This window comes from Thalassospira povalilytica (genome assembly GCF_002844235.1).
GTDB classification, from domain to species: Bacteria; Pseudomonadota; Alphaproteobacteria; order Rhodospirillales; family Thalassospiraceae; genus Thalassospira; species Thalassospira povalilytica.
Genome location: NZ_PGTS01000005.1, coordinates 36,649 through 62,564 on the forward strand (window position 1 = coordinate 36,649; position 25,916 = coordinate 62,564).

A 25,916-nucleotide genomic window follows, 5' to 3' on the forward strand; every position below is an offset into this window, starting at 1 on the left:
TGTAGTCAAGTCCTCCCGGCGGGTCGTCTTTGATTGTGCCTTTAATGGCGACGTACCCGGAATGATGGATGCCATGACGTCGCTTTTCTCTCAATATAAGCCACGGCCCCATAGAAGACGGTCCCCGCAAGGGCCGCCAAAGCGATCTCTGCCCAGACCATGTCGATGTTCATCCGCCCGACCTCGGTCGAAATGCGGAAGCCCATCCCCACAATCGGGGTGCCGAAAAATTCGGCGACGATTGCGCCAATCAGCGCAAGCGTGGAATTGATTTTAAGTGCGTTGAACACAAACGGCATGGCCGCGGGCAACCGCAACCGGAACAGGGTCGACCAATAGCCCGACGCATAGGTCGCCATCAGGTCGCGTTCAAGTTTCCCCGCCGCATTCAGCCCGGTCACCGTATTCACCAGCATCGGGAAGAAGGTCATGATCACAATGACCGCTGCCTTTGATTGCCAGTCAAAGCCGAACCACATCACCATGATCGGGGCGACCCCGATGATCGGAAGGGCCGAAACCATATTGCCCAGCGGCAACAGACCACGTTTGAGGAACGGCACACGGTCAACGGCAATCGCCATGACAAAGGCCGACCCGCAACCAAGCACATAGCCGCTCAGCACCGCCTTCACAAAGGTCTGATAGAAGTCCGCCGCCATGATATCGGTCGATGTCACAAACCGGACCCCGATCATGCTGGGCGGGGGCAACAGAACCTGTGGCACGCCAAAGCCCGATACCACAACTTCCCAGACAAACAGCAACCAGACCCCGAAGGCCACCGGCACAATCACATTGGCCGCCTGCTGTTTGGCCATTTCAAGCGAACGGTAATTGGCAATCACATCAATCCCGCGCCAGACAAAAGCCCACAGCGAAATGATGAACAACCAGAACCCGGTTCCGGCATATCCGGCCACCCCGTAATCATACAGGGTCGCGATCGCCTGGCTGCACCCAAATACCGCCACCGCCAGAATGACCGCCCCGCTGATGACGGTGCGTACGCCAAGCCATGTGAAAGCCGCACCGGCAATCACACACAGCGCCATGGCAATGGCAAGACCGGGAATATCGCCGACAAAGGCAACCTGTTTTCCGGTATCGGGATCAATCCCGGCCAGCGGAAAGATCAGCGCCAGAAGGGCCGCAATCGCGCCGACCAGACAGAATTTGTCAAGTTTCATCGGGGTCATGACTTTACCCCCATGCGGGCCAGAACCCGGCGTTCAAACCACCCGACAATCACCACCATCATCGCCGCAACAAAGGCCGCGGTCAGTAGGGCGGACCAGATCTGAATGGTTTGTCCGTAATAGGAGCCGGCAAGCAAACGCGCCCCAAGCCCCGCCTGTGCGCCGGTCGGCAATTCACCGACAATGGCCCCGACCAGACTGATGGCAATCGCCACTTTCAGGCTGGCAAACAGGTATGGCATCGCCGATGGCAGACGAAGCTGCCAGAAGGTCTGCCATTTCGAAGCATTATAGGTCCGCATCAGATCAAGCTGGATGACTTGTGGTGACCGCAGGCCCTTGACCATGCTGATGGTCACCGGGAAAAAGCACAAATAGGTCGAAATCACCGCCTTGGGCACCACGCCCTTGATCCCGATGGCGCCCAGAACCACGATGATCATCGGGGCAATGGCAAGGATCGGGATGGTTTGCGATGAAATCACCCATGGCATCAGGCTTTTTTCAAGCGTCATGACATGAACAATGCCCACCGCCAGAACGATGCCAAGAATGGTGCCAATGCCAAAACCAAGCAGGGTCGAGGAAAGCGTTACCCAGCTGTGATAGACCAGCGAGCGCTTTGACGTGATCTTGGTGGCAAAGATGGTTTTATACATTTCCTGGGCCACCTGATGGGGGGCCGGCAGGATCGGACGTTCCTGTGCCAGGGTATCTTCGATCAGCTGGCTGGTGGTCCAGGTCTGATCGGCACGGTTATATTTGTCGATCTGGGTCGGTGCATTCATGAAGACCGCCCCGACATACCAAAGAACAAACAGCGCAATCAGAACAACACAGACCGGACCGGTCTGTCCCGCCATCATGCGCGACCAGATCGACGGTCCGGCAAGGGACCCGGTCATGGTGGCGGTGTTACTCGTCATTGCTGTGCCCCGCGCGCAAACCTTCGCGAACCCGATGCGCAATTTCGAGGAATTCCGGTGTTTCACGGATATCAAGACTGCGGTCACGCGGGAAATCGGTTTCGATCACATCAATGATCCGCCCCGGACGCGGTGACATGACGACAATCTTGGTCGACAGATAGACCGCCTCGGGGATCGAGTGGGTCACAAAGGCCACCGTCTTGTTGGTGCGCGCCCACAATTTCAGAAGCTGCTCGTTCAAATGGTCACGCACGATTTCGTCAAGCGCGCCAAACGGTTCATCCATCAACAGCAGATCGGCATCAAATGACAGCGCGCGCGCAATCGATGCACGTTGCTGCATCCCGCCGGAAAGCTGCCAGGGGAATTTCTTTTCAAAGCCGTTCAATTCAACAAGTTTAAGCGCGTCATGCGCACGCTTGATGCGCTCTTCCTTGGAAATCTCCATGATTTCCAGCGGCAAGGTCACATTGCGTTCAATCGAGCGCCACGGCAAAAGTGCCGGGGCCTGAAACACATAGCCATAAGCCCGGTTTTCACGCGCCTGTTCGGGCGAAACACCATTGATGGAAATATCGCCGCCGGTCGGCTTTTCCAGATCGGCAATCACGCGCAACAGCGTGGTCTTGCCACAGCCCGACGGGCCGATAAAGGAAACGAAATCGCCTTCATTGATCGTCAGATCAACATCGGAAAGCGCATAAACCGGACCATCGGCCGTCTGGAATGTCAGCGACAGATTTTTGATATCAACAACGGCGTCCTTTGATGCGGGCATCTCGGCAACATTATTGACGACTTGTTTTAGCGTCATGGGGTTTCCCCTGATCGTATGTCTCTCTCGGAACCAGAAATGTCTCTTCTGGAACAACTTTACGGAAGCCTCCCTCAGGGACGTTGCCCTGAACCTTGCCGACATCTGATCAGACGGATGTGTTGCGTCTGCCCGGTCATTGCCGGGATTGCGGGACATTGCCCGCCGGTCGGTCAAAGCAAAACGGCGAGCAGGCCTTTGCCCGCTCGCCGGTATCATGAAATCAGTTTCCGTCCGTCAGGCGCGTATAGGTCGACGGCCGACGGTCCCGGAAGAATTGCCAGTTATTGCGAATTTCGCGCACCATCGACATGTCCATGTCATGGACCAGCAATTCATCCTTGTCGCGGGATGCCTGGGCCTCGATTTCGCCGCGCGGATTGACGAAATAGCTTTGGCCGTAAAATTCGCCAATATCCCATGGCTGTTCACGCCCGACCCGGTTGATCGCCCCGATAAAGCAGCCATTGGCCACCGCCGATGCCGGCTGTTCGAGTTTCCAGATATATTCCGAAACCCCGGCAACCGTGGCTGACGGGTTGACGATATATTCCGCCCCATTGAGTGCCAGCGCCCGCCAGCCTTCCGGGAAGTGGCGGTCATAACAGATATAGACGCCAAGCTTGCAATACTGGGTCTCAAAGACCGGCCAGTCCGAAGCCCCCGGCTTGAAGAAGAATTTCTCCCAGAAACCGGCGACATGAGGGATATGGGTTTTGCGGTATTTCCCAAGATAGGTACCGTCGGCGTCAATCACGGCAGCGGTGTTGTAATACACCCCGGTAATGTCTTCCTCATAGATCGGAACAACGATCACCATTTTATATTTGGCTGCCAGTTCGCACATCAGCTGTGTGGTCGGGCCATCGGGGATTTTCTCCGCCGCGGCGTACCATTTCTTGTCCTGGCTTGGACAGAAATAGGGCTGTGTGAAAACTTCCTGAAAACACAGGACCTGCACACCTTTTTTGCCCGCCTCTTCAATAAGGGGCAGATGTGCCTCGATCATGGCCTTGCGGATTTCTTCAGGCGCCTGATCGGTTGAACCCTTAAGGCTCATTTGAATCAGGCCGCCTCTCAGCATCGACATCCGAGATACCTCCTTGATCTGATATTTTATGTCCTTGCCACTTTTGTGGTCTGACGGACTTATGTCCGAACGCGCCCCCAAAGACCCTGTTTTGTTTTATGCGGGTCTATTCCCAGAAGGGACGCGATCGAAAAAATCGCGAAACAGATGTTTCCTCCGTGGCGTTGCCGGACCATTTGGTTTTTATCAGTCCGGCAAGCCGCCCTTCGCCCCCAGGGGCGAAGGGGTATCAGTCATCGATGTTAGTCGATCTCTTTAAGCACTTCGCGCAGCGTTCCGAACAGCTGATCGATATGTGATTTTTCAATGATCAGCGGCGGAGAAAGCGCAATGATGTCGCCGGTTGTGCGGATCAGGATGCCTTTTTCAAACGCCTTGAGGAAGGCACTGAACGCACGTTTGGTCGGGAAACCTTCGATCCCTTCAAGCTCGATCGCACCGATCAGGCCAAGGTTCCGGATATCCTTCACACGCGGCAGATCAATCAGGCTGTGAACCGCATCTTCCCAATACTGGCCAAGTTCCTTGCCCTTTTCATAAAGACCTTCTTCTTCATAGGTCTCAAGGGTCGCAAGGCCGGCCGCACAGGCAACCGGGTTGCCCGAATAGGTATAGCCATGGAACAGCTCGATCATGTTTTCAGGACCGGTCATGAAGGTATCATGGATTGCATCGGTCGCGAACACTGCCCCCATCGGGATCGTCCCGTTGGTAAGGCCTTTGGCCGTCGTGACCAGATCGGGCTGAACACCGAAATAGTCGACCGCAAACGGGGCGCCAAGACGACCGAAACCGGTGATGACTTCATCAAAGATCAGAAGAATGCCGTGCTTGGTGCAAATTTCGCGCAGACGTTCAAGATAGCCCTTTGGCGGGATCAGAACGCCGGTCGAACCGGCAACCGGTTCAACAATCACGGCTGCAATGGTTGACGGATCATGCAATGCGCAAATGCGTTCAAGATCATCGGCCAGGAACGCACCATGTTCGGGCATGCCACGGGTGACACCGTTTTCTTCTGGCAAATAGGTATGGCGGATATGATCAACACCACCCAGCATCTGGCCAAATGTTTTGCGGTTGCCCGAAATGCCACCGACCGAAATGCCGCCAAAGTTAACACCGTGATAGCCGCGTTCGCGACCGATCAGGCGGGTGCGCTGGCCATCGCCGCGTGCACGGTGATAGGCCAGCGCGATCTTGAGCGCGGTTTCAACCGATTCAGAACCCGAATTGGTATAGAAAACATGGTTCAGGTCGCCGGGCATGAGCTGCGCCAGACGGCTTGCAAGCTCGAACGCCTTGGGATGGCCCATCTGGAATGCCGGGGCATAATCCAGTTCGTCCATCTGTGCCTTGACGGCTTCGACGATTTTCGGACGCTTGTGACCGGCATTGCAGCACCAAAGCCCCGCAGTCCCGTCAAGAATGTCGCGATTATCATCGGTTTTGTAATACATGCCATCGGCAGAAACCAGCATGCGCGGGGTCTGCTTGAACTGGCGATTGGCCGTAAACGGCATCCAGAACGCCGAAAGATCGTTTGGACGGCTGATTTTCGTGGTGGCTGTCATAAAAGGTCTCCCGTACCTTTTTTATTGCTTCCCTGACACCGGTCGGGTGGCGGGCACCCCTTTTTCCGGCATCTGACATCTTTCATTCCGGCATCGTCTGGCAGGTCCGATCAAGTGACCAATATGTCGCACATTCAACACCCGGAACGGCCCGTTTCACAGGCACGCAAAAATCGTTAGCATGAGACACGCCCATGCACTAGAGCTTTAACACCACCGGGGAATTGTTTCGAATATTCGACCGTCAAACACCATTTCAGCGACCCTGATTTTTATTTACGGCGTCTATTTTCTGTTTATCTTTCACCGGTGCTGTTCGATATTTCGGACAAAACCGACTCTTGACCGCAATCAAGAACGACGCGCATAAAAAAGTTTCTTTTGCATATTTATGGTAGAGGTTATTTTAACCTGACCAAACGGTCAAGATAAATGACACAAATCAGAGAGCATGAATGACCTCAGTTAAAAGCGGCTCTAAACAGGACAATCAGTTTGGTGCGAAACCCGCAGCAAACGGGGCACACAAGGCCGCAATCAGGCAGGAAAACGAAGAACAAATTCTGGCCGCTGCCGAACGGGTTTTTGCCGATTACGGCTTCAAGGGGGCGACCACCGCCCGCATCGCCGAAATCGCCAAAGTTCCAAAAGCCAACGTGCATTATTATTTCAGCACCAAGGAGGCCCTTTATCGCCGGATCATGGAAGATGTCTGTGACCACTGGCTTGAAGCGGCAATGACCTTTGACAACAGTGCCGACCCGGCAGTGATCCTGCGCGGCTATATCGAAGCCAAGATGGATCTGTCGCGTGCCCGGCCTTATGGGTCGCGGCTTTGGGCCCACGAAATCATTCGTGGTGCCAAATTCTCGTCGGACTATATTTCAACCACGGTCAAGGACTGGCTGGATACCCGTGTCGGCGTGATCCGCGGCTGGATTGCCGAAGGCAAGATGGATGACATCGAACCCTATTCGCTGATGTATATGATCTTTGCCACCACGCAGCATTATGCGGACTTTGGTCGCCAGATCGAGATATTCAACGACAACCAGCCGCTTAGCGAACAACAATTCGCCGAGGCCAAGGAAAATGTTGTTAGAATTATTCTAAAGGGTGTCGGACTTAACTGATATTCCCCTTCCTTCGGATAGTTGCATTCCCTAATATAAAATCAAACCTTAAGAAACTGGGTCACTGTTATCGCCTGAGGCTGGAAATGATACGCATCACGCACAGCGTGCGCATCGTCTCTAACGTGTTTGCTGCATTGCTGACATCTGGATTACTGCTTGCGTCGGTCGATGATCGCGCCAATGCACAAGGCGTGTCTGCCAGCGATGAATGCAAAAGCATATCGGTCGGCGGGGCGGATGGCTGGGAACCCGTTACCTATATCGACAAGGACGGGCGACAGGTCGGGCTTGGGATCGACATCCTTCAGGAATATGCCCGCAAGCATGGCTTTCGTCTTGAATTGCATCTTGATATCCCCTGGACCCGGTCCTTGCAGATGCTTGAAAAAGGCGAACTTGATGTCATTGCCGGGGCCTATTTCACCGAAGAACGCAATGATCTTTTCCGATACAGCATCCCGTTTGCCTATGACGAGGTCATGGTCTTTCAGCACAAGGACCGGCAATTTGCCTTTTCCGGGATCGAGGATCTGGTAAACCGGCGCGGAGCCCGCCCGCAGGGGGGCAGTTATGGCGACTTTGTCGACACCTATGCGCGCGATCATCTCGACATGATCTATTCGCCAACCGGCAACAAGATTTTCGATGTTCTTTTGACCGAACGGGTGACCTATGTGTTGCTGGGGCGCTATGACGGGTTGACCAATATCTATCGCGACAAACTTGAAAACGAAGTTTTTGCCGTCGAACCGCCGCTGGTGCGCAATGACGTAAGACTGATGTTTTCGCGCACAACCCCGTGTCTTGACGATATTGCCGCCATCAATCTGCTGATTACCGAACTTGAAGAAAACGGCACCCTTGCCAGCATGACATCGGCACATCTGCACAAACTTGCCAGTGACAAGGAAAGCGGGACCTGACGCACATCCGCAAACGCCCGCCGCAATCATTGCAATACCCGCGAACCGCAACAACCAAACTTCCCGACCGCGCCACAAACAAAAAAGCGGGGCAAGATACCCTGCCCCGCCCTGGAACACTGCATGGTCAGTGCCCGCTTTGATTGTGTGACCGTTTGTAACGGATCGATGCCTAGTCCGATTTCTGCATCACAGTTTCATCGGCCTTGGCCAAAACCGCATGCAGCAACACCTGACCACCGGCATCCGACCAGTGTTTGTGGACTTCTTCGATTTCGTTATGCGAAATCCCGTCCACACACGGGATAAAGATCATCGCGGTCGGGCAGACCTGTGCGAGATAGCAGGCATCATGCCCCGCCCCCGATACGATTTCGCGGGCCGAGAACCCGCCAAGTTCCGCGCCCTTGCGCACCGCATCGACACAGGACGGATCAAACGGCACCGGGGCATAATAGAAAATCTGCTCCAACTCGGTTTTCAGGCCGATGTCAGCGGCGATCTTTTCAACACCGGCACGAAGGGCCTTGTCCATATCGGCCAGAACCGCATCGTCGGGGTGGCGGAAATCGACGGTAAAGAAGACCTCGCCCGGGATGACGTTGCGGGAATTCGGATGAATCTGCATCATGCCCACCGTGGCACAGGCCAGCGGCGACCGATCCAGACCGATCTTGTTGACCAGATCAATCACACGCGCCGCCCCAAGAAGCGCATCCTTGCGCGTTTTCATCGGTGTCGGACCGGCATGGGCTTCGACACCGGTGAATTTGATTTCATACCAGCGCTGCCCCTGGGCATCGGTGACAATACCGATATCCTTGCCTTCATCTTCAAGGATCGGGCCCTGTTCGATATGGGCTTCGAAATAGGCCCCCATCGGATGGGCATCAATGGTCGGCTCGTCCGGGCCCATATAGCCGATCCGTTTCAGTTCCTCGCCCATGGTTTTGCCATCGACGTCAGCCCTCGAATGACCGTATTCAAGGTCAAACACCTTGGCAAAAACGCCCGAGGAAACCATCGCCGGGGCAAAACGTGAGCCTTCCTCATTTGTCCAGCACACGACTTCAAGCGGGGCTTCGGTTTCGTATTTGGCTTCATTAAGCGCCCGGATCACTTCAAGCCCCGAAAGCACGCCATAAACACCATCATATTTGCCGCCGGTCGGCTGGCTATCAAGATGGCTTCCCATCACCACAGGCGGAAGATCGGGATTGCGGCCTTCGCGACGGGCAAAGATATTGCCCATCTTGTCGATCCGGATCGAGCATCCCTCGGCCTTGCACCATTTGATGAACAGATCGCGGCTTTCGCGGTCAAGATCGGTCAACGCCAGACGGCACACACCATCCTTTGCGGTTTTGCCGATCTTGGCCATTTCCATCAGGCTGTCCCAAAGGCGGTCACCATCAATTGACAGATTTCGGACACTGGGTTGAAGAGTCATTATTCAGTCCTTTTGGTTGGTGGCCTATTCCGCAGCAAGGCGCATCGGGTTCAACGGATGTTCCGGCCAGGTCATGGGCGGCTTGTCGGTTTTGACCGGTTCCATGGTGATGCAATCAGGCACCGGACAAATGTGATAGCAAAGGTTGCAGCCAACACATTCCTCGTCGACAACTTCAAACAGGCGGCCGCCTTCGGGCTTGTTGGTCATGGTGATCGCCTGATGTGAGGTATCCTCACATGCGATGTGGCAACGACCGCATTCGATGCAGTTATCCGGGTTGATCACGGCTTTGGTGTCAAAGTTCATGTTCAACTCGTTCCAGTTCGCCACCTGCGGCACGGCGGCACGGGTGAACTGTTCAACACTGGTGTAACCCTTGTCATCCATCCACTGGCTCATGCCGTCGATCAGATCATCAACCACGCGGAAACCATAGATCATGGCAGCGGTACAAACCTGAACCGCGTTGGAGCCCAGCGCCATGAATTCGACCGCATCTTTCCAGGTGGTGATGCCGCCAATTCCGGAAATGTGAAGGTTCTTCGTTTCCGGCGTGCGGGCAATTTCAGCCACCATGTTCAGTGCAATCGGCTTGACCGCCGATCCGCAATACCCGCCATGCGTTCCCTTGCCATCGACCATCGGTTCGGGGACCATCTGATCGATATCGACCGAAATGATCGAGTTAACGGTGTTAATCAGCGATACCGCATCCGCCCCGCCCTTATAGGCGGCCTCGGCCGACCACAGGATATTGGTGATGTTCGGTGTCAGCTTGGTAAAGACCGGAATATCGACCGCATCCTTGACCCAGCGTGTGACCTGTTCGACCATTTCCGGCACCTGCCCGATCGCCGAACCCATACCGCGTTCGCACATGCCATGCGGGCAACCAAGGTTAAGTTCGATGCCATGCACGCCACTTTCGGCGATCTGCTGGGCAAGGTCCTTCCAGGCGCGTTCCTCGATCGGGGCCATCATCGATCCGATAATGACGTGATCGGGATATTCCGCACGGCATTCACGGATTTCCTGAAGGTTCACCGACAACGGACGATCGGAAATCAGTTCGATATTGTTGATGCCAAGCAACCGACGGTTCTGGTCATGATGGGCACCATAGCGCGACGATACGTTGACCACGGGCGGATCAATGCCCAGCGTCTTCCAGACAACCCCGCCCCAGCCTGCTTCAAAGGCGCGAACGACGTTGTATTTTTTGTCGGTCGGCGGTGCAGATGCCAGCCAGAACGGGTTTAGCGAATCAATCCCGGCGATTTTGCAGCTTAGATCAGCCATTTTTCTCTCTCCCTTTGGCTTACGGTTCAAGCGGATTTCAGGAATGCATCAATGGCAATGGCGGCCTGTTTGCCGTCCTCGACCGACTGAACCGTCAGGTCCTCGCCGCTTTTGATGCAGTCCCCACCGGCGAACACGCCCGGGGCTGTTGTCTGATAGTTTTCATCGACCACGATTTTGCCGCCGGCGATCTCCATCCCGGCAAGGTCATCGGTTTTGATTTTTTGTCCGATGGCTTTCAAAATCTGATCGGCGCGCACTTCGAAAGTTTCGCCGGTGCCAACCAGCTTGCCACTGGCATCAAGTTCGGTTTTTTCGAACTCCATGCCAATCAGCTTGCCATTGGCCTTGATCGCGACCGGCTTTGCCCAATAGCGGACAACCACACCATTGGTTTTCGCCAGATCCTGTTCGAATTCGGTGGCCGACATATGTTCGGCACCACGGCGATACACCAGGGTGACTTCTTCGGCACCAAGGCGCTTGGCCTGAACCGCGGCGTCGATTGCGGTGTTACCACCGCCAATGACAATCACCTTGTCACCAACCGGCATGTCGGTTTTCGGTTCGGTCTGACGAAGCTTTTCGATAAAGCTGATGGCGTCATCAATGCCCGGGAATTCTTCGCCCTTAAGGCCAAGATTGTTGGTCGATCCAAGACCGACACCGACAAACACGGCGTCATAGGAATCTTTCAGCGCCTCGATGCTGATATCGCGGCCAAGCGCCTTGTTGTATTCGATGCGAATACCACCGATGCCAAGCAGGAATTCAACTTCGCGCTGGGCAAAGTCATTGGTCATCTTATAGGCGGCCAAACCATATTCGTTCAAACCGCCCGGTTTTGCCTTGGCTTCAAACACCGTGACATTATGGCCCAGCATCGCCGCGCGATGCGCGCATGAAAGACCCGCCGGACCGGCCCCGATCACGGCAATCGATTTGCCGGTTTCAGGCGCACGCTTGAACGGATGGGGCAGATCGCGCGCCATCAAATGATCAACAGCAAAACGTTGCAAACTTCCGATTTCAACAGCCGTGTCTTCGGCAACGTTACGTACGCAGGCCTCTTCGCACAGCACTTCGGTCGGACAGGCACGGGCACAGGTGCCGCCCATGATATTGGCTGACAAAATGGTCTTTGCCGCACCATCCGGGTTGCCGGTGCTGATTTTGCGGATGAAGGTCGGGATATCAATCGATGTCGGGCATGCGGTGACACAAGGGGCGTCATAGCAATAAAGACAGCGGTTGCTTTCTGCCATTGCCTGAAGGGTGGAATATGGCGGATGCAGATCGGAAAAACCGTCATCTGCGTCATTGTGGCCGATGCCGCCATGATGGGCACCGGATTTGGAAACTTGCTTGGCCTGCAAGGTGGTCATTGGTTTTGTCTCCCTGCCAAAAAGGCGTCCTCTCCTGATGTCGTCGAGAGACAAAACAAGAATGCAAAAACAGTCTGACCGTTATCGGCACGGTAATCCCGTATCGGGATTGAAGATGGAATTATGGCGTGCGCGGACGGGGCGGACCCGACCAACTCTGGGTCTTTCTGTTCTGAACATTCTTGGCGTATCCGTTCAGCAAATGCTGAACTGTTTCCCAGTATCTAATCTGTCGTGCGGTTATGATTTCGGGGTTATCCCCGGTTGATTACACGTACAGATGCCTCTCTCTGACGGTTACAGCATGTCCAATCCTGATCATTTGGTCAAGATTAAAAATCCGAATTGTTATTCCTGCGTCAAAACGGCTGATTTCCCCACGGAAACCGCCATCTGCAACCAGCTGGCGCTTGGATTTCTTACTGGTCTCGAACATCCGCCATCACATTGATTTGGCGATATTTTACGCTGGCTTTAACCCGATGAACTAAAGTAACGTTATGTCATAAGCCCATTTCGGATCGCGCGTGATGACATCAAACGAAACTGCCACGGACACCCTTCCCGATCGTCAACCATCGGTTCGGGCCGTTGCCATGCCATCGGACACCAATCCGAGCGGTGATATCTTTGGCGGCTGGTTGATGTCGCAAATGGACCTGGCGGCCGGGACCGCGGCGGCACGCCGCGCCAAGGGCAGAACCGCCACGGTCTTTGTCGATACCATGTCGTTCCTGCGCCCGGTCCATGTCGGGGATGAAGTTTCTTTCTTTACCGAAATCATCCATGAAGGCCGTACGTCGCTTCGCATCAATGTCGAAGCCTGGCGCCAGACCCGGTTCCAAGAAACATCGGAAAAAGTCACCGAAGGCGTCTTTACCTTTGTCGCACTTGATGACGAGGGTCGGCCGCGCCCGATTGATCCGGAGCCCGAAACACCAACCGCCTGAACCAGTACGAACAATAAAAACGCCCGCAAATCATTGCTTGCGGGCGTTTTGTTTTGGAATATCGGGAACGCTATTCCATGACTTCCATATGTTCGTCATCAGTTGGTTTGGCCCGTTTAGGCCCCTGCATCAGCAACAGCAACGGCACCACCCCGATCACGATCCACATCATCGCCTGAAAATCATTGAGATAGGCAATCGTGCTGGCCTGTGCTGTGACAACCTTATTAAGCATCACCGCCCCGGTCTGTGTGTGCCAGTCCCAAAGATCGGGCAACCACGGGCTTTGCAGGGCCATGCGGAACGGGGTCAGCTTTTCGGCCAGACTTGCATGCACCACCTGGGTATTCTGGGTCAGCATGGTGGTCATGACCGAAATGCCGATGCTTGATCCGATATTGCGCATCAGGCTGAACATCGCCGTGCCTTCGGTCCGGTAATGCGGGTTCAGGGTCGCAAAGGTAATCGTACTAAGCGGCACGAAAATGAAACCAAGCCCGATCCCCTGAATGATGCCGGTCCGGATAATCACGAACTCGCTGACATCGGTGGTAAATCCGATCATCTCGTAAAGTGACAAGGCCGTCATAAACAGACCAAACAGGATCAGAAGCCGGGTATCAATCCGCCCGACCAGTCGCCCGACCATCATCATGGCAATCATGGTGCCCACCCCGCGCGGGGCCAGCAACATGCCCGCGGTTACCACCGGATATCCCATCAGGTTTTGCAAAAATGGCGGCAACAATGCCAAAGTCGCCAGCAACACCACGCCAACCACAAAGATGAAAAACAGCCCGACGACAAAATTGCGGTCGGCAAACAGACCCGGTTCCAGAAACGGGTTTCTTGCGGTGAACATATGGACAATGAACATATAAAGACACACCGCCGCCAGCGCCGTTTCAATGATGATTTCCCACGATGAAAACCAGTTCTGGCTTTCGCCGCGATCCAGCATCATCTGAAGCGCCCCGATCGACAGGCTCAGCAATGCAAAGCCGAACCAGTCAAAGGACAGACCGGGTCTTTTATCGGTTTCGGGCACAAAGGCCATGATGCCAAACAGCGCCATCAAACCGATGGGAAGGTTGATGTAAAACACCCAGCGCCAGTTATAAAATTCGGTCAGATAACCGCCCAGTGTCGGACCCAAAATCGGCCCCAACATCACCCCCATCCCCCACATCGCCATGGCCGAGCCATGCTTTTCCTTGGGGTAGGTATCAAGCAGCACCGCCTGTGACAGCGGCACAAGCCCCGCCCCAAACGCGCCCTGCAACAGACGGAACGCCACCATTTCTTCAAGCGATACGGCCGCCCCGCACAGCATGGAGGCAATGGTAAAGCCGGTAACAGAGACCAGAAACAGCTTCTTGCGGCCAAAGCGCGCGGCCAGAAAACCGGTCGGCGGCGTCATGATCGCAGCCGCCACAATATAGGATGTCAGCACCCAGGAAATCTGATCCTGGGTCGCGGCCATGCTGCCCTGCATATGGGGCAAGGCAACGTTGGCAATGGTGGTGTCGAGTGCCTGCATGATGGTTGCAAGCATGATCGAAACGGTGGTCAGACCGCGTTCAAGCGGCGTTGTCTCGCTGGCCGCCGTGGCGGCAGCACTCATTGTGCGGCCCCGGGCATCGTATGACCGGTTCCGGTTCCGGTTTCAGTTCCGGCCTCGGCCTGATTGATGCCAATCCATGACATCATGGTGGCGGCAAATGCCGGGACTTCGCGCTGGTGATGGGTGTCAATTTCGACTTCGGTGCTCATGCCGGCGCGCAGCGGCGGCAGATCATCATCACGATTGATTGCGATGCGTACCGGAACACGCTGCACCACCTTGACCCAGTTGCCGGTCGCATTCTGCGCCGGGATCACGGAAAATTCCGCGCCGGTCGCCGGTGCTACGGAATGCACAACCCCGTGCCATACATGATCGGGATAGGCATCCACCTTGATGTCGGCTTCCTGCCCGGGTTCAAGATGGGTCAGTTCGACTTCCTTGAAATTGGCGTCAATCCATTGAACGTCGCTTGAAACCAGACTTGCCATCGCCGAACCGGCTTTGACATAGGCGCCTTCTTCGGGCTTGTTGCTCAGCACACCATTAAACGGTGCAATGATTTCGGTGTGTTTCAGATCAAGCTCGGCACGGGCCAGATCAAATTTTGCCTGCTGATATTGCGGCAGATTTTCAATCGGGGTATCGGCATCCCCGCCCAGCTTTGACAGGGTGGTTTTCATTGCCCGCTGATTAAGGACGATGCGTTGCTTGGCGGCCAGAAGGTTGTTCTGGGCTTCGTCAAGTGCTGCTTGTGATGCCACATTGCTTTTACGCAGCGCCTGCTGCCGATCAAATTTCTTCTGGGCGTAATCGAGATTGATCTTGGCCAGTTCAAGGCTGCCTGCCAGTTCGTCATAACTGTGGCGCAGGGCGTCGACTTCCTGTTTAATCGCATTCAGATTGGCATGGGCGCGTTCAACCGCGATCTGATAGGGGCGCGGATCAATGCGAAACAGCACGTCGCCCTTGTGGACCTGCTGGTTTTCATCGACCAGAATTTCACTGACCGGTCCGTCAATTTCCGGTGCGATGGCCACCATGTCGGCATGGACATAGGCATTCTCGGTGCTGACAAACCGCCCGCCGGTATAATACCAGTAGGCCCCGCCCACCACCACGGCAAGCGGCCCGGCCAGCAACAGCACCGGACGCAACCAGCGTTTTCTTGGTTTTGACACAGGATTTTCGTTCGCTGCCGACGGGGCAGCATTCTGATTTTGATCTGACATGATTTTCGGGGCCTTGATTTATGCGGTCTTTGAGCTGTCTAGCTTTGAGCTGGCTGGCTTTGGGTCGGTTGGCGCGTCGGTGTCGGTATGCTTGCTGCCCTGTTCGACAGCGGTCAGGTTGTCATGCATCCGGCCCAGAACAGAAATCAGCATCTGCTGCATATCCGGGGAGATCCCGGTCATGGCATCTTCGCGCGCCGCAGCCGCAACCACATAAATGCGATCAAGCAGCGGTTTGGCCGCATCGGTGACATACAGCTGAAAGGCGCGCCGGTCATCGGGATCGGGCCGGCGTTCGACCAGCCCTTCCTCGACAAGCTTGTCAATCAGGCGTGCGGCTGTAATCGGCTGGATTTCAAGCATTTCCGCCAAGGCAACCTGACGCATGCCTTCGCCACGCGCGACATAGACAAGCGCCTGCATCTGGGCCTGGGTCAGGCCGAATTCGTCCGCGTGACGCATGAAATTGCGCCGCATCAGACGGGTCACGTCCTTCATCAAAAAGCCGATATTCTGTTTGGGATCGGTGAATTTTGGCATTCGCCAACTCTGTCAAAGTCGCATGGTTGATATATAATAAGCAATATATACTATATCACCTTGATGACTTCAAGTCAGTTGCCATCATCCCCGCCCTGCGGCAATGACATGGCTGCTGATCATCACGGGTCTCTATGCAAGCAGGGGCAAATATGCGATTTTAATCGGCACAGGCAGCAGGCTGTGATAGAAGCCGCGCCAGAGAGATTTCCCGCAGACGACCAAATAGAAAAGACCCGCAAGTGATGAGTGATCAATCGCGCCGTTCCGAATTGCTGATGCCCGCAGGCTCGCTCGAAAAGCTGAAAGTTGCCGTGCTGTATGGCGCGGACGCCGTCTATATGGGCACACCCGATCTGTCATTGCGGGTCAAAAGCCAGATGTCGCTTGAAGACGTGGTCGAAGGCATTGAATTTGCCCACAGCCACGGTGTTCGCGTTTATCTGACGCTGAACCTGTTTTCGCATAACAAGGATATCGACAAGCTTCCGGAATATGTCGATACCGTGCGCAAATGCATGCCCGATGGCCTGATCGTTGCAGATCCGGGCGTTTTCATGTTTGTGCGCGAACATGCCCCGGAACTTGATTTGCATGTATCGACCCAGGCCAATGTCTGTTCCTGGCAGTCAGTCAAATTCTGGCAAAGCATCGGCGCCAAGCTTGTGGTGCTGGGCCGCGAGGTTTCCTATGCCGAACTGACCGAAATCCGTGAAAAATGCCCCGATATCAAGATCGAGGCCTTCGTGCATGGGTCGATGTGCATGACCTATTCCGGTCGTTGCCTTCTGTCGAATTTCATGGCCGAACGCGGTGCCAACCAGGGGGCGTGTGCAAACTCGTGCCGCTGGAAATACAAAGTCCACATGAAGCTTAAGGACGGTACGGTCAAGGAATTGCACCTGACCGAAGAAAACCTTGAGATGTTTGACTTCTTCCTTGAAGAAGACATGCGTCCGGGCGAACTGATGGAAATTCAGGAAGACGAACGCGGGTCCTATATCCTCAATTCGCGTGATCTTTGCATCATGCCGAAGCTGGAAGATTACCTGAAAATCGGTGTCGACAGCCTCAAGGTCGAAGGCCGCGGCAAAAGCCCCTATTACGCCGGTCTGGTTGCCCGTGCGTACCGCATGGCAATTGATGACTGGTATGAAGACCCGGAAAACTGGTCTGCCGAAGAATATATGAAGGAACTGGCAACCATTCCGAACCGGGGTTACACCTTGGCCTTCCATGATGGCCGCCTGACCAATTATGCGCACGGCTATGACAGCAACACCAACGTGTCGGATTGGGAATTTGCAGGAATGATCGAGGAAGTCGAAGACGACGCCTTTATCATGTCGGTCAAAAACCGCATGTTGCCCGGTGACGTGATTGAAATCGTCCCGCCGCGGTCACGCCAGACCATTTTCATCCGCATGTATGAATTCATCGATGCCAAAACCGGCAAGGTCGGCGAAGCGGTTCATGCCAACACCCATCCGCGTATCCGTCTTCCGTTCAGCCTGTTTGAACAGGAAGACCCGGAATTCCTGCGTCGTGAAGTGCTTCCGATGACCATCGTGCGCAAGGAAAAGGCCCTGTCTGAGGATGAATGGCAGCGCCTGAAACTTGATCAGGAAGGCCACAAGATCGAAATGGGCAAAGGCAACGAAGACCGCTATGACGCGAAACGCGAAGCGCTTCAGACCGCCCTTGATGACCGCCAGAAAGAACGTTCGTTCCGCACCCCGCGTGTCGGCACCAAGGGGTGCTGTGGCCGTGGCTGCAACGGTTGCCTGATCTTCTGGCACGACCCGACCTATGCCAAGGCCCGTGAAATCCTTGCCAAACGCAAACAGGGCGAGATGCTTGAAAAAGACGGCAAGACGATTGCTGCTGAATAAGCAGCCCTGATGCCCGAACATGAAAAACGGCAGCCCCATGGGGCTGCCGTTTTTGTTTGATTATTTGATCGCCTTTTCGGCCTGCTGTTCAAGCTTGTCGATGCGTTTAAGCCCGAACCAGCCAAGCCCGAGGAACACAATCAGCAAGACCGGGCTTAACAGCGTCAGATTGCGTTCAAGCAGTTCCGACATCCCTTCGCCCAGCACATAACCCAGCGCAAAATAGATCCCGATCCAGATCAGGATCGATGCGATACTGAGCGGCAGGAACCGCATGAATGACATCGAACTCATGCCGACCGGAAACACGCTGATCGATCGGATGGTGTTGGGATAGCGGCACAAAAGGATATAGGCGACACCATAATGTTCGAATAGGCGCAATGTCTTGCCCATCCATTTCGAAAGGGCGTCGGGCATTTTGCGGACAATCGCATCCCCATATTTGCGCCCCAGCCAGAACCGCAAAAGATCACCGGCCACAGACCCGGAAATCATCGCGATCATCGATGGCCCCAAAAGCAGGCTTTCAGACACCACAAACACACCGACGAAAACCGGCAGGATGCTGGCCTTGCTCACGCAATAGGTAAAGATCAGGCTATAGACCAGTTGCTGGTGATCCTGAATCCACAGATTGATTGTCTCGAACACGGCAAACCCGCCTGAATGATGAAGATTGAAAGCCTTCTAGGTCAATCGACCTCAAGAGGCGAGTGTGCCGGTTCACAGTATATCTTTAGGCCACTTCAAACCGGATCGGTTGCGCCCCTTCCCAGAGCGTCATCTTGCCGAGCTTTTCAAGGTCATCAAGATTGCTGGTCACGGTGATGAAATGGTTGCCGGCAAGCTGGCCGACCTTTGAGGCGAAATGAACCCCGCCATAGGCCAGCAGGATTTCGGTTTCGCTGATCCCGCCGGGATAGAGGATGATCTGCCCCGGTGCGGGGAAGCTTGTGTGGTTTTCATAGCCAACGCCGAACTGGTAATCGCCAAGCGGCATCCAGACGCCCTCGCCGCTCCAGCGGACATGGACGGCTTTGCTTTCGAACGGCATGCGTTCAAGAAACGCCTTGCAGGTTTCAGGGGCCTTGGCGGTTTCAAGCACACCGTCAAAGGTAAACGGGCCAGCGGTGATTTTAATCTTGGTCATGTTTGGTCCTACGCAATCAATAATATCCAGCCCAGCGCCATCCCCAGACTGATCAGGGTGACGGGCACGCCGATGCGGGCGTAATCGGCAAAGGAAATCACCGTGCCGGCCTTGGCAGCCTGTTCAACGGCGATGATATTGGCAACCGAGCCGACAATCAGAAAATTACCCGACAATGTGCTGAAAACCGCCAGGGCATGCAACATGCTTCGCGACCAGTCCGGTCCAAGGGAAAGCAACATCATCACCAGCGGCACATTGCCGATGGTATTGGATCCCGCCAGCGACACACCAAGCAGGACGGCAGGTTGATCAACCCGAAGACCAATCAGCAGATCGCGAAAGAAACCGGCAATCACGTCATCGCCCGACATCGCGCCGGTGACAATGAACAGGCCGCAAAACAGCGCCAGCAAATGCCAGTCAACACGCCCCAACACCTGATCGGTGCCAAGCTTGCGACTGAGCAACAGCATCGCAACAATCAGCAAACACCAAAGTGCGCGTTCTTCGACAAAGACAAAGATCAGGATCACCGCAATCGTTGCCACCACCGCCTTGGTCAGCATGGCACGGTTCAGGGTAATTGTTTGATCCGCATCGATACGGGGCCCGGGATTGGCAAAGCGCAACAGGTCGCGCGTGGCCGGCCCGTAAACCAGCACCAGATAAACCACCACAAGCCCGATCAGCGCCGGCACGCCGCAGGCCAGCAGAAAGGCCATGAAATCAAGCTGGCCGAATTCGGCAATCATCAGGTTTTGCGGATTGCCGATCAGGGTCGCGGCCGATCCGGCATTGGCCGCACAGGCAACCGCAATCACAAACGGTTTGGGATCAAGACCGCGTGCCACCACCCCGGCAATCAGAATCGGTGTGACCGCCCAGACCACCACATCATTGGTCATCACGGCTGACAGGCCGCCACATACCATGATCACACCGGCAAGCAACCCGCGCGGCGTCAGATCAAGATGAATGATGCGATCCCCGATCCAGTCAAAAAAGCCGCTGGCGGCATATTGCGATGACAACACCATCAGGGTCAGCAAAACCGACAGGGTGGCAAAATCCACCGCGGCAAGGGCCTGATCACCATCAATCGCCCCGGCCAGCAACAGGATCAGCGCCCCGATCACGGCAATGCCGGTACGATTGATCGCAAGTCCCGGCCAGCGCCCCAGCGCCATACCGAAATAGACTCCCCCGAATACAGCAATAATCAACCAGTCCACACCAGGCCATCCTGTTCAAATGGATGCGCGACGCGTGCGCAATTCAAAGCGATATGTATCGTCAAACCGGTCTCGGGACACGATCAATCGGGTGACAGGATATGCACAAATTGCAATGCCCCATACCAAAATGCGTTAACTCATGCCCCGGCCCGGTAAAAACACGGCCTTTTGAGCCATTTTTTGCGTTGCGGCATATGTTCTTCGACGATCCTGCGATTGTTTCAGGACAAAAGGGATGAAAATTTCACTTGCGCCGGGAAAGCAACAGGCGTAAATCCCGCCTTGCCCAAAGTCGCACGTGCCTGTGGTGGTCCTGCTTACTGGAACCCGTAGGACTTACTTAAAGCAACGACGGTGTAGGGCTTTTTTGGTCTCAGGTGGCGTCCAAATCCACCGACACTAAAGAGGCACACCATCATTGCCCACGTGCGGAACGGGAAATCCCATTCCATAGCGAGGCAGACTTAACTTCGCAGTTCCGGTTGGCCCCGGAGCTTATCAGCACGCAGGTAGTCCGCGTCACGCGCCTCCACCGCGCTCATACGCATCAGGTACATGCACGCTGCCATATTCGTGGAATGGGAGAACGCCCCAATGGCAACTCAGCGTATTATTGATTTTCTCGCACAGAACCGACCGGAAGGCCCGTGCCTTGTTGTGGATCTTGATGTTGTTCAGCGCAACTACGAGACCTTTACCCGTGCGCTTCCTGACTCCCGCATTTTCTATGCGGTCAAAGCAAACCCGGCCCCGGAAGTTCTGAGCCTGCTTGCCGATCTTGGCAGCAACTTCGACACCGCATCCGTGCCCGAAATCGAAATGGCGATGGCCGCTGGTGCCACCCCGGACCGCATTTCGTTTGGCAACACCATCAAAAAAGAACGCGACATTGCGCGCGCTTATGAAATGGGTGTTCGCCTGTTCGCCGTTGATTGCGTCGAAGAAGTCGAAAAAATTGCCCGTGTTGCACCGGCATCGCGTGTTTTCTGCCGCATCCTGACCGATGGCGTTGGCGCAGAATGGCCGCTGTCGCGCAAATTCGGTTGCGCGCCTTCCATGGCGCTCGAAGTTCTTGAACATGCCCATCACATGGGTCTGGATGCCTATGGCGTGTCGTTCCATGTTGGTTCGCAGCAGTGCAACCTTGATGCCTGGAACACCGCATTGGCAGAAGCCTCGATGATCTTCCGTACCCTGGCTGACAAAGGCATCGTCCTTCGCATGGTCAATATGGGTGGAGGTTTCCCGACCCGTTACCTGCGTGACGTACCGGCGACCGAAGCTTATGGCTCGGCGATCATTGACGCGCTTCACACCCACTTTGGCAATCACATGCCCGAAACCATTATCGAACCGGGCCGCGGCATGGTTGGTGATGCCGGCGTGATCAAAGCCGAGGTTGTGCTGATTTCGCGCAAACACGAAGATGATCCGGTGCGCTGGGTTTACCTTGATATCGGTAAATTCGGTGGCCTTGCCGAAACCATGGACGAAGCAATCCGTTACCCGATCACGACCATTCATGACGGTGGCGATGTTGCTCCTTGCGTTTTGGCCGGTCCGACCTGTGACTCTGCCGACGTGCTTTACGAGAAAAAACCTTATGACCTTCCGGTCGCACTGACCATCGGTGACGAGGTTCTGATCGAAGCAACCGGCGCCTATACCACCACTTATGCATCTGTGGCGTTTAACGGCTTCTCGCCGCTGACCGCCTATATCATCTGACCCTGTTCGGGAAAGACAGATCAGTGATCACGATTGATCGCGAAGGCCGCTTTGACCACGTCGAACGTGAAAAGCTGCTTGATCGCGTCATGGGTCCGGCGCGGTTTCAGAAATCGTCTGAAATCCTGCGCCGTGATCGGCTTCCGGCGGACGGTCTTGCGTTTGTCGCCCACGACGGCAAACAACTGATCGGCACTGTCCGGTTGTGGAATGTCAATGCGGGCAACGGCGGTAGCGCGCTGTTGCTGGGTCCGCTTGCGGTCGAAAAGATCTATAGCGGATCGGGCGTTGGTGCCGGTCTGGTTTACGCAGCCCTTAACGCTGCGCAATCGGCCGGTCACCGTTCGGTTCTTCTGGTCGGAGACCCGGACTATTACGCGCGCTTTGGCTTCCAGGCAGCCCCCGCCAACGGGCTTTTGATGCCCGGCCATTTTGATCGACACCGGTTCCAGGCGATCAATCTTGGCAATGAAGATGTCCTGAGCGGCACGCACGGCATGCTTTATGCCACAGGCCAGCGTACCCACTAAGGCAAGCCAGAATAAAACTTCAAAATCCCGCGGTAAATGCTGCGGGATTTTTTTGTGCCTGTTCACTTGCAAACTACTGAAAAACAAAACAGTCTTGTCTTAAATCTACTGACAATTCATAGTGGACGTTCTGGTTGCACAGAGAAGATTTTTGCAATTGCATTGCAAGTTGAGACCCCACACACGACCTGTAATGCGTTGATCCTAAGCCGAACTGATGCTTTCGCTTTTGAAACACGAATGACCCGGGATGACTTTATGCTTGAAGGTTTGAAACAGGCACTCCTCCGTCGCAGCAGCATGCCCGTCACCCTTGCTGCAGCGGCAATCACCCTTCTGGTTCTCGGATTCAACTATTATGTGCATTTCCCGCTCAGTGAAAATGCCGAGCAGCGCGAACTGCGATCATTGACAAATCTCCTTGATGGCTATGCCAGTCAGGTCGAAGAACAAATGATCGGGGTGGAAACCACCCTGACCGCGCTTGGCAGCATCATTTATGACGAACGGTACTCGGCACGCGAAAAGCATCTTCTGCTCAAGCAGGCCGCCGACGCACTCGATATTGTCCGCGTGTTCGGTGTTACCGACATAAATGGCCGCATCATCCATTCATCGCGCAGTTTCCCGGCACCCGATGTCGATTTATCCGGGCGTGATTATGTGCAGTATTTCCTGAAGGGCGGAGATGCGCCGCGGTTCCTGTCAGGACCGGTCAAGAACCTTGTTGATGGCCGTTGGCAACTTTCATTCGCGCGGGCTATCCGCAACCCATACGGCCAATTGGTCGGTGTGATTTCGACTGTGATCGATCCGGGTACGATGATTGAACGTATCGCCAAATCAACAATCCCGGTCGATTATGTCACCCTGCTGGACCGCAATTTCAATCTGGTTGCACGCAAGCCGGCAAAGGATGAGATGATCTCGAAATCCATGGCCGATGCCGAGATTTATACCGATGTTGCCAACTCGTCCGAGCGGATCGTTGCCAATGTCTATTCCAATGTCTTTACCGGTCAGGCCCGGTTTGGTGTTGCCGAGCGGGTCTTTCACGACACATTGGTGATTTCGACATCGCGTCCCTATGACTATGCGATGCAATACTGGAACGTATTTTCGACCGGTATCACCATTGCATCGGTGATTTTGCTGGTGTTCATGATCGGCATTCTTTGGACGATCAACCTGCGGGCACTGGCCACACAGCGCTATAACAAGAAGCTGCAAACCATTAACAGCGAACTTGAAATCGCGCGCAATGACGCCGAAAAACTGGCACGGATCAAGGATGACTTCCTGGCCAATATGAGCCACGAAATCCGAACCCCGATGAATGCGATTTTCGGGCTGACGCAGCTTTTGAAACGCACCCCGCTTGAACAGCAACAAAGTGAATATGTTCGCCAGATCGGGCTTTCGGGCAAATTCCTGTTGGGCGTAATTGACGAAATCCTGACATTCTCCAAGATCGAGGCCAATGAACTTGTTCTGGATCAGGAACCCTTTGTCCTGCCCGATGTGATCGACAATGTCGGGTCGATCATGTCGATGTCGGTCAATGACAAGGCCATCGAAGCGGTGATTGATGTCGCCCCGGATGTGCCACGTTCGATCATCGGGGATTCCCAGCGCCTGCAACAAATTCTGGTCAATCTGATCAGCAATGCGATCAAATTCACCGATGCCGGAACCGTGCGCCTTGATGTTCACAAGGAACATGCACCCGAACCGATCCTGTGTTTCCAGGTCACGGATACCGGTATCGGCATTCCCGAAAATCAGCAAGCCACGATATTCAACCCGTTCACCCAGGCCGATGCGTCAACAACACGCAAATATGGCGGAACCGGGTTAGGACTTGCGATTTCCAACCGGCTGGCAACTGCGATGGGGGGTGAAATTACCCTGCGCAGCAGCCCGGGACGCGGATCGACCTTCACGTTGAAAATACCGCTGCGGGTAGGTCCCAATGACATTGCACCGCCACTTTATTTCGAAAAAGTCGACAATCTGCGAGTTCTGATCGTCGATGATCAGGAACCAACCCGCGAAGCGCTTCAGACCATTGCCCATTCGCTTTATGTCAAGGCCGACACCGCACCGGACGGTCAGACGGCGATTGACATGCTGCTTAATGCCAAGGTGCCCTATGACATCCTGATGATTGACTGGCAGATGCCCGGGCTGAATGGCCTTGAGACCATTGAACGCATTCCGGCCGACAAGCTTGAAAAAATGCCGGCAATCATCATGGTCACGGCCTATGAACGCGATCTTTTGTCGCAAACCAAAAATGCCGAAAAATACGAATTGCTGACCAAGCCGGTAACCGGATCATCATTCATGGATGCGATTACATCCGTCAGCGATGCCAGTGCGGCAATCCGTCCTGGCTGTGCCCCGGCCTATAAGATCACCGACAATGCCCTTGCCGGATTGAAGGTTCTGGTGGCCGAGGACAACATTGTAAACCAGCAGGTGGCAAAGGATTTGCTGACCTCGTTGGGTGCCAAGGTCCATATTGCGGATAATGGCATCAAGGCCGTTGCGGCAGTCGAAAAACATTCATTTGATATCGTCCTGATGGATGTGCAGATGCCCGAAATGACCGGGCTTGAGGCAACGGAACGCCTGCGCTCATCCTATCCCGATCTTGATTTGCCGATCATCGCATTAACGGCTGGCGTTCTGGAAAATGAACAGCATAAATGCCGCGAAGCGGGCATGAATGACTTTGTCGGCAAGCCTTTTGATTTCGAACTGATTGTGTCCAAAATCCTGAAACATGTGCGGGTCGGCTCAAAATCAAACAGAAGCAACCCAGCCCCGAAACCGGCTGACGAAACGGTGTCGTCAGCCGACAGCAGTCCCGCCGATGCCCCTGCCATTCCGGCTCAACAGGCGACGGGATCGGCATGGGATGATTTCCCGCTGCATGAGGAAAAGCTTGCAATTGAACTGACAGCAGGAAGTGTCGATCTGTATCATCGCCTGTGCAAACTCTATGACCCGCAAGCACGCGACTGCCAGACGCAAATCCATCAGGCGATCAAGGATAACGAAACCAAAACCCTGAGCGAGCAGCTTCATATCATGAAGGGGTCATCGTCGCAGGTCGCAGCAACCCGAATTTCAAAAATGTCTGCTGAAATGGAACGACTGACCCATAACGGGGAGATCGAAAAGGTTGCGGCAATGCTGGACGAATTTGACCGTGTTCTGGACGAGACGTTGGCGATCCTTGCCACCAAGGGCGACGAAACATCCAGCTAGGATAATCGCCG

Annotated in this window: 21 protein-coding genes; 7 read left to right on the forward strand and 14 right to left on the reverse strand. The window is 54.7% G+C overall.

Annotated elements, in window-relative coordinates; translation table 11 throughout:
• Positions 1-41: 41 nt before the first annotated feature.
• From CU041_RS13865 to CU041_RS13885, 5 genes are all read right to left on the reverse strand, one after another.
• Positions 42-1,199, reverse strand: a complete 1,158-nt coding sequence (locus CU041_RS13865) for an ABC transporter permease (protein WP_101247380.1) — start codon at positions 1,197-1,199, stop codon at positions 42-44.
• Positions 1,196-2,125: an ABC transporter permease gene (locus CU041_RS13870; RefSeq protein ID WP_068517973.1), complete on the reverse strand. Its 930-nt coding sequence runs from the start codon at positions 2,123-2,125 to the stop codon at positions 1,196-1,198. The genes CU041_RS13865 and CU041_RS13870 overlap by 4 nt, the downstream gene beginning before the upstream one ends.
• Positions 2,115-2,906 (reverse strand): ABC transporter ATP-binding protein, encoded by a 792-nt coding sequence (locus CU041_RS13875; RefSeq protein ID WP_101247581.1) that lies wholly within the window; start codon positions 2,904-2,906, stop codon positions 2,115-2,117. The genes CU041_RS13870 and CU041_RS13875 overlap by 11 nt, the downstream gene beginning before the upstream one ends.
• A gap of 259 nt (positions 2,907-3,165) precedes the next feature.
• Positions 3,166-4,032 (reverse strand): nitrilase-related carbon-nitrogen hydrolase, encoded by an 867-nt coding sequence (locus tag CU041_RS13880; protein WP_101247381.1) that lies wholly within the window; start codon positions 4,030-4,032, stop codon positions 3,166-3,168.
• Between the two features lie 242 nt (positions 4,033-4,274).
• Positions 4,275-5,606: an aspartate aminotransferase family protein gene (locus CU041_RS13885; RefSeq protein WP_068517971.1), complete on the reverse strand. Its 1,332-nt coding sequence runs from the start codon at positions 5,604-5,606 to the stop codon at positions 4,275-4,277.
• Between the two features lie 455 nt (positions 5,607-6,061).
• Between CU041_RS13885 and CU041_RS13890 the strand changes: the two genes are divergently transcribed.
• Both CU041_RS13890 and CU041_RS13895 read left to right on the forward strand, forming a co-directional pair.
• On the forward strand, positions 6,062-6,739 hold the full coding sequence (locus tag CU041_RS13890) for a TetR/AcrR family transcriptional regulator (RefSeq protein WP_101247382.1): 678 nt from the start codon (positions 6,062-6,064) through the stop codon (positions 6,737-6,739).
• 86 nt (positions 6,740-6,825) lie between these two features.
• Complete coding sequence (locus CU041_RS13895) at positions 6,826-7,665, forward strand: substrate-binding periplasmic protein (protein WP_101247383.1); 840 nt, start codon at positions 6,826-6,828, stop codon at positions 7,663-7,665.
• Between the two features lie 172 nt (positions 7,666-7,837).
• Here CU041_RS13895 and CU041_RS13900 read toward each other — a convergent pair whose 3' ends face one another.
• From CU041_RS13900 to CU041_RS13910, 3 genes are read right to left on the reverse strand one after another with little or no spacing between them, the layout of a single operon-like run.
• On the reverse strand, positions 7,838-9,115 hold the full coding sequence (locus CU041_RS13900; RefSeq protein WP_101247384.1) for a Zn-dependent hydrolase: 1,278 nt from the start codon (positions 9,113-9,115) through the stop codon (positions 7,838-7,840).
• A gap of 24 nt (positions 9,116-9,139) precedes the next feature.
• Positions 9,140-10,417, reverse strand: coding sequence for an NAD-dependent dihydropyrimidine dehydrogenase subunit PreA (preA, locus tag CU041_RS13905; protein WP_068517967.1), 1,278 nt, complete (start codon positions 10,415-10,417; stop codon positions 9,140-9,142).
• 26 nt (positions 10,418-10,443) lie between these two features.
• Positions 10,444-11,802, reverse strand: coding sequence for an NAD(P)-dependent oxidoreductase (locus CU041_RS13910; protein WP_101247385.1), 1,359 nt, complete (start codon positions 11,800-11,802; stop codon positions 10,444-10,446).
• Positions 11,803-12,332: 530 nt separating this feature from the next.
• On the opposite strand from CU041_RS13910, the gene CU041_RS13915 reads away from it, so the two are divergent.
• Positions 12,333-12,752, forward strand: coding sequence for an acyl-CoA thioesterase (locus CU041_RS13915; RefSeq protein ID WP_101247386.1), 420 nt, complete (start codon positions 12,333-12,335; stop codon positions 12,750-12,752).
• 70 nt (positions 12,753-12,822) lie between these two features.
• Here the strand turns inward: CU041_RS13915 and CU041_RS13920 are convergent, their stop codons facing one another.
• The 3 genes from CU041_RS13920 to CU041_RS13930 form a co-directional block, all read right to left on the reverse strand.
• Positions 12,823-14,376: a DHA2 family efflux MFS transporter permease subunit gene (locus CU041_RS13920; RefSeq protein ID WP_101247387.1), complete on the reverse strand. Its 1,554-nt coding sequence runs from the start codon at positions 14,374-14,376 to the stop codon at positions 12,823-12,825.
• Positions 14,373-15,497: an HlyD family secretion protein gene (locus CU041_RS13925; protein WP_170310239.1), complete on the reverse strand. Its 1,125-nt coding sequence runs from the start codon at positions 15,495-15,497 to the stop codon at positions 14,373-14,375. Before CU041_RS13925 ends, CU041_RS13920 begins: the two co-directional genes overlap by 4 nt.
• A gap of 69 nt (positions 15,498-15,566) precedes the next feature.
• Positions 15,567-16,088, reverse strand: a complete 522-nt coding sequence (locus tag CU041_RS13930) for a MarR family winged helix-turn-helix transcriptional regulator (protein ID WP_101247389.1) — start codon at positions 16,086-16,088, stop codon at positions 15,567-15,569.
• A 245-nt stretch (positions 16,089-16,333) separates the two neighbouring features.
• On the opposite strand from CU041_RS13930, the gene CU041_RS13935 reads away from it, so the two are divergent.
• The gene (locus CU041_RS13935; protein ID WP_101247390.1) at positions 16,334-17,980 is read left to right on the forward strand and encodes a U32 family peptidase C-terminal domain-containing protein; all 1,647 of its coding nucleotides are present in this window, start codon (positions 16,334-16,336) and stop codon (positions 17,978-17,980) included.
• Positions 17,981-18,040: 60 nt separating this feature from the next.
• Here CU041_RS13935 and CU041_RS13940 read toward each other — a convergent pair whose 3' ends face one another.
• From CU041_RS13940 to CU041_RS13950, 3 genes are all read right to left on the reverse strand, one after another.
• Positions 18,041-18,634, reverse strand: a complete 594-nt coding sequence (locus CU041_RS13940) for a DedA family protein (RefSeq protein ID WP_068517960.1) — start codon at positions 18,632-18,634, stop codon at positions 18,041-18,043.
• Positions 18,635-18,719: 85 nt separating this feature from the next.
• Positions 18,720-19,133 carry a DUF3830 family protein gene (locus CU041_RS13945; RefSeq protein ID WP_101247391.1) on the reverse strand — a complete coding sequence of 138 codons (414 nt, stop codon included), beginning with the start codon at positions 19,131-19,133 and terminating at the stop codon, positions 18,720-18,722.
• An 8-nt stretch (positions 19,134-19,141) separates the two neighbouring features.
• Positions 19,142-20,368: an SLC13 family permease gene (locus CU041_RS13950; protein ID WP_101247392.1), complete on the reverse strand. Its 1,227-nt coding sequence runs from the start codon at positions 20,366-20,368 to the stop codon at positions 19,142-19,144.
• A 597-nt stretch (positions 20,369-20,965) separates the two neighbouring features.
• Between CU041_RS13950 and CU041_RS13955 the strand changes: the two genes are divergently transcribed.
• The 3 genes from CU041_RS13955 to CU041_RS13965 all read left to right on the forward strand — a co-directional run bounded on the left by CU041_RS13955 (position 20,966) and on the right by CU041_RS13965 (position 25,905).
• Positions 20,966-22,099, forward strand: coding sequence for a type III PLP-dependent enzyme (locus CU041_RS13955; protein WP_101247393.1), 1,134 nt, complete (start codon positions 20,966-20,968; stop codon positions 22,097-22,099).
• A gap of 23 nt (positions 22,100-22,122) precedes the next feature.
• On the forward strand, positions 22,123-22,629 hold the full coding sequence (locus CU041_RS13960; protein WP_082817733.1) for a GNAT family N-acetyltransferase: 507 nt from the start codon (positions 22,123-22,125) through the stop codon (positions 22,627-22,629).
• Between the two features lie 258 nt (positions 22,630-22,887).
• On the forward strand, positions 22,888-25,905 hold the full coding sequence (locus CU041_RS13965; RefSeq protein ID WP_170310240.1) for a hybrid sensor histidine kinase/response regulator: 3,018 nt from the start codon (positions 22,888-22,890) through the stop codon (positions 25,903-25,905).
• Positions 25,906-25,916: the final 11 nt, after the last annotated feature.